Source organism: Streptococcus pseudopneumoniae (assembly GCF_038148935.1).
Classification (GTDB): Bacteria; Bacillota; Bacilli; order Lactobacillales; family Streptococcaceae; genus Streptococcus; species Streptococcus pseudopneumoniae_U.
Genome location: NZ_JBBJZX010000132.1, coordinates 1 through 3,234, shown reverse-complemented (window position 1 = coordinate 3,234; position 3,234 = coordinate 1). Strand labels below are relative to the sequence as shown.

The following is a 3,234-nucleotide window of genomic DNA, read 5'->3' as shown; positions in this document are numbered from 1 at the left end:
GATGATGAAATTGTCAAAGTCCATGTCCATACAGAAGATCCAGGACTTGTTATGCAAGAAGGTCTCAAATATGGTAGCTTGGTCAAGGTAAAAGTTGACAATATGCGGAACCAACACGAAGCACAGGTTGAGAAAGAAGCTGCTCAAGTTAGCAAACCAGCTGAAGAAAAAGAGTATGCTTTGATTGCTGTAGTGGCTGGTAAAGGTCTAGCAGATATCTTCCGTTCTCAAGGTGTGGATTATGTTATCGAAGGCGGTCAAACTATGAACCCTTCAACAGAAGACTTTATCAAGGCTGTTGAACAGGTCAATGCTCGTAACATCATCTTCCTGCCAAACAACAAAAACATCTTCATGGCAGCTCAATCTGCAGCAGAAGTTTTGGATCAACCAGCAGTAGTGGTGGAAGCTCGTACTTTGCCACAAGGTTTGACAAGTCTTCTCGCCTTTGATCCAAGCAAGCCCATCGAAGAAAACCAAGAGCGTATGACTGCTGCTCTTAGCGATGTCGTTAGTGGAAGCGTCACAACAGCTGTGCGTGATACAACCATTGATGGCTTAGAAATCCATGAAAATGATAATCTTGGTATGGTGGATGGGAAAATTCTCGTGTCAAACCCTGACATGCACCAAACCTTGATAGAAACATTGAAACATATGCTAGATGAAGATAGTGAGATTGTAACCTTCTATATCGGTGAAGACGGAAGCGAAGAACTTGCAAATGAAATTGCTCAAGAAATCGCAGAAGAATTCGAAGACGTTGAAGTCGAGATTCACCAAGGTCAACAACCTGTTTACCCATACCTATTTAGTGTAGAATAAGATTAATAAAGGACTGAGAAATCAGTTCTTTTTTCTTTTTTAGTAAATGAAATCGGTATCTTTTTTTAATAAAAACAAAAATAACATTCATAAATAAACATTAAAATAGAAAATTCAGAAAATTTCTTCTTTTCTCTTGAAAATTTTTGAAAAAATGGTATGATAGTAACAAGTTATTTTTAAGAGGAAAGAAAGGGGAACAATGGAGAAAATCAGTTTAGAATCTCCTAAGACGGGGTCGGACCTAGTTTTGGAAACACTTCGTGATTTAGGAATTGATACCATCTTTGGTTATCCTGGTGGTGCAGTCTTGCCTTTTTATGATGCGATATATAATTTTAAAGGCATTCGCCACATTCTAGGGCGCCATGAGCAAGGTTGTTTGCATGAAGCTGAAGGTTATGCCAAATCAACTGGAAAGTTGGGTGTTGCCGTCGTCACTAGCGGACCGGGAGCAACAAATGCCATTACAGGGATTGCGGATGCCATGAGTGATAGTGTTCCTCTTTTGGTCTTTACAGGTCAGGTAGGGCGAGCAGGGATTGGGAAAGATGCCTTTCAGGAGGCAGACATCGTGGGAATTACCATGCCAATCACTAAATACAATTACCAAGTTCGTGAGACAGCTGATATTCCGCGTATCATTACGGAAGCTGTCCATATCGCAACTACAGGCCGTCCAGGGCCAGTTGTCATTGACCTACCTAAAGACGTATCTGCTTTAGAAACAGACTTTATCTATTCACCAGAAGTCAATCTACCAAGCTATCAGCCGACTCTTGAGCCAAATGATATGCAAATCAAGAAAATCTTGAAGCAATTATCCAAGGCTAAAAAGCCAGTCTTGTTAGCTGGTGGTGGGATTAGTTATGCTGAAGCTGCTGCGGAACTAAATGAATTTGCAGAACGCTATCAAATTCCAGTGGTAACCAGCCTTTTGGGTCAAGGTACGATTGCAACGAGTCACCCACTCTTCCTTGGAATGGGGGGGATGCACGGTTCTTTCGCAGCGAATATTGCCATGACAGAGACGGACTTTATGATTAGTATTGGCTCTCGTTTTGATGACCGTTTAACAGGAAATCCAAAGACTTTTGCTAAGAATGCTAAGGTTGCCCACATTGATATTGACCCAGCCGAGATCGGAAAGATTATCAGTGCGGATATTCCGGTAGTTGGAGATGCTAAGAAAGCCTTGCAAATGTTGCTGGCTGAACCGACAGTTCATAACAATACTGAAAAATGGATTGAAAAAGTCACTAAAGACAAGAACCGCGTTCGTTCTTATGATAAGAAAGAGCGTGTGGTTCAGCCACAAGCTGTTATTGAACGAATTGGTGAATTGACGAATGGAGATGCCATTGTAGTAACAGATGTTGGTCAACACCAAATGTGGACAGCTCAGTATTATCCCTACCAAAACGAACGTCAGTTAGTGACTTCAGGTGGTTTGGGAACGATGGGATTTGGAATTCCAGCAGCAATCGGGGCTAAAATTGCTAACCCAGATAAGGAAGTAGTCTTGTTTGTTGGGGATGGCGGTTTCCAAATGACCAACCAGGAATTGGCTATTTTGAACATTTACAAGGTGCCAATCAAGGTGGTTATGCTGAACAACCACTCACTTGGAATGGTTCGCCAGTGGCAGGAATCCTTCTATGAAGGTAGAACATCAGAGTCAGTCTTTGACACCCTTCCTGATTTCCAATTGATGGCACAAGCTTACGGTATTAAAAACTATAAGTTTGACAATCCTGAGACCTTGGCTCAAGATCTTGAAGTCATCACTGAGGATGTTCCTATGCTAATCGAGGTAGATATTTCTCGTAAGGAACAGGTGTTACCAATGGTACCAGCTGGTAAGAGTAATCATGAGATGTTGGGGGTGAAGTTCCATGCGTAGAATGTTAACAGCAAAACTACAAAATCGATCAGGAGTCCTCAATCGCTTTACCGGTGTCCTGTCTCGTCGTCAGGTTAATATCGAAAGCATCTCTGTTGGAGCAACAGAAGATCCGAATGTATCGCGTATCACCATTATTATTGATGTGGCTTCACATGATGAAGTGGAGCAAATTATCAAGCAACTCAATCGTCAGATTGATGTGATTCGCATTCGAGATATTACAGACAAGCCTCATTTGGAGCGCGAGGTGATTTTGGTTAAGATGTCAGCGCCAGCTGAGAAGCGAGCTGAGATTCTAGCAATTATTCAACCTTTCCGTGCAACAGTGGTAGACGTAGCGCCAAGCTCGATTACCATTCAGATGACAGGAAATGCTGAAAAGAGTGAAGCTCTATTACGAGTCATTCGACCATACGGTATTCGCAATATTGCTCGTACGGGTGCCACTGGATTTACCCGCGACTAATACTCTTCGAAAATCTCTTCAAACCACGTCAGCTTCG

3 protein-coding genes are annotated in these 3,234 nt (G+C 42.2%); all 3 read left to right on the top strand.

What is annotated here, in order from left to right; genetic code table 11:
- A partial coding sequence (locus WKI42_RS09870) for a DAK2 domain-containing protein (protein WP_369076743.1) occupies positions 1–825 on the top strand: 825 nt, incomplete at its 5' end.
- A 202-nt stretch (positions 826–1,027) separates the two neighbouring features.
- On the top strand, positions 1,028–2,728 hold the full coding sequence (locus WKI42_RS09865; protein ID WP_368081835.1) for an acetolactate synthase large subunit: 1,701 nt from the start codon (positions 1,028–1,030) through the stop codon (positions 2,726–2,728).
- A complete protein-coding gene (gene ilvN, locus WKI42_RS09860) occupies positions 2,721–3,197 on the top strand; it encodes an acetolactate synthase small subunit (protein ID WP_001253803.1) in 477 nt (158 codons plus the stop codon). Before WKI42_RS09865 ends, ilvN begins: the two co-directional genes overlap by 8 nt.
- Positions 3,198–3,234 lie beyond the last annotated feature (37 nt).

Excerpts from the sequence above, each read along its gene's own strand:
- WKI42_RS09865 (WP_368081835.1), top strand. The coding sequence starts at position 1,028 with ATGGAGAAAATCAGTTTAGAATCTCCTAAGACGGGGTCGGACCTAGTT.
- ilvN (WP_001253803.1), top strand. The coding sequence starts at position 2,721 with ATGCGTAGAATGTTAACAGCAAAACTACAAAATCGATCAGGAGTCCTC.